Source organism: Lentilactobacillus parakefiri (assembly GCF_002157585.1).
GTDB lineage: Bacteria > Bacillota > Bacilli > Lactobacillales > Lactobacillaceae > Lentilactobacillus > Lentilactobacillus parakefiri.
Map to the genome: position 1 here is coordinate 539 of NZ_BDGB01000088.1, position 1,110 is coordinate 1,648.

The 1,110-nt window shown below is 39.0% G+C and carries 3 protein-coding genes; 2 read left to right on the forward strand and 1 reads right to left on the reverse strand.

Annotation, left to right across the window (positions count from 1 at the left end):
* Positions 1-54 precede the first annotated feature (54 nt).
* Positions 55-468, forward strand: coding sequence for a hypothetical protein (locus LPKJCM_RS09525; protein WP_170174653.1), 414 nt, complete (start codon positions 55-57; stop codon positions 466-468).
* A 40-nt stretch (positions 469-508) separates the two neighbouring features.
* On the opposite strand, the gene LPKJCM_RS09530 is transcribed toward LPKJCM_RS09525, so the two are convergent.
* A complete protein-coding gene (locus LPKJCM_RS09530; RefSeq protein WP_080465680.1) occupies positions 509-886 on the reverse strand; it encodes an integrase core domain-containing protein in 378 nt (125 codons plus the stop codon).
* Between the two features lie 47 nt (positions 887-933).
* On the opposite strand from LPKJCM_RS09530, the gene LPKJCM_RS09535 reads away from it, so the two are divergent.
* Positions 934-1,110, forward strand: a 177-nt coding sequence (locus LPKJCM_RS09535; RefSeq protein WP_133057565.1) for a transposase, incomplete at its 3' end; no start/stop codon positions are given.

Consider the following 1,110-nt stretch of genomic DNA (forward strand, 5'->3'; position numbering starts at 1 on the left):
GGGCTAGTGCAGCGATAATTTCTGTGGTAAGTTCATTCATGGGGAATGCCTCCTGTGATGTTTTCTGTGGTTACTAAATATCATAAGGGAAGGCATTCCCTATTTCTATACAATTCAGAAATCTTTTATGCATTTACACAAGATATTTTACGCTCTCAAAATAACGACAAAACAATTAATATTGTTAATAGAATAGATTATGGCACTATGATAGATGCGATGGATAAAATGAATCAAACTACTTTTTCAAACACCTCTTCAAATCTATTAGGAATGATCGATAATACTATCTTTCTAAGAGCTGAAGCTAGTGCTCGGTATGTGGGGCAAAAATCTGGACAAAAAGTTAGCAAAGGAGCCCATGTACACTGCAACAGGTTTAATGGTGGATTGAAGTCAATATTTGAGACAGATTTTAAGAGACATTCAGAACCGCGTTTACCTTCCACAGCTCAAATAAATCATTAATCGCGATTAATAACTTATTTGAACCCTGGAAAGCATTAAATCAGGCAGCCATTTGGCTCGTAAGTGTTGCAATTTCAACTTGTAAGGGGGTCTGGTAGCCCAGTGAACTGTGAATCCTCTTCCTATTGTAGAAAGCATGCACATATTCAAAAAGGACGGCAGCGGCAGTTTCATAATCTTCAAAGACCGGCACTGGATAAACACATTCCTTTTTGAGGGAAGCGTGAAAGGATTCCATTGGCGCATTATCATACGGACAACCCTTACGGCTGTATGAGTGGCGGATATGTAGTTCAGTTAAACGTTGATTGTAATCATCGCTGGTATACTGTGATCCTAAATCCGTATGGATAATCAGGTCCCCAGTAATGGTTCGATTTTTAACCGCGCTTTCCAGGGTCTTTAAGAAGCTGTCCAAGATCTATGATTTTTGATATACTTCTATGTAAAAAGCGAGTTTAAGCTATGAAAAATTATCCCAGCAATATTACTCGGCAACAATTTGAATTAATTCGACCAGCTTTAGAAAATTTTCGTAAGCGAACTAAGCCTCGAAAATATGACCTCTACGAGGTCTTCTGTGCGGTCCTATATGTCTTGAAAACCGGTTGCCAATGGCGTCAAGTCCCCGGTGATTTCCCA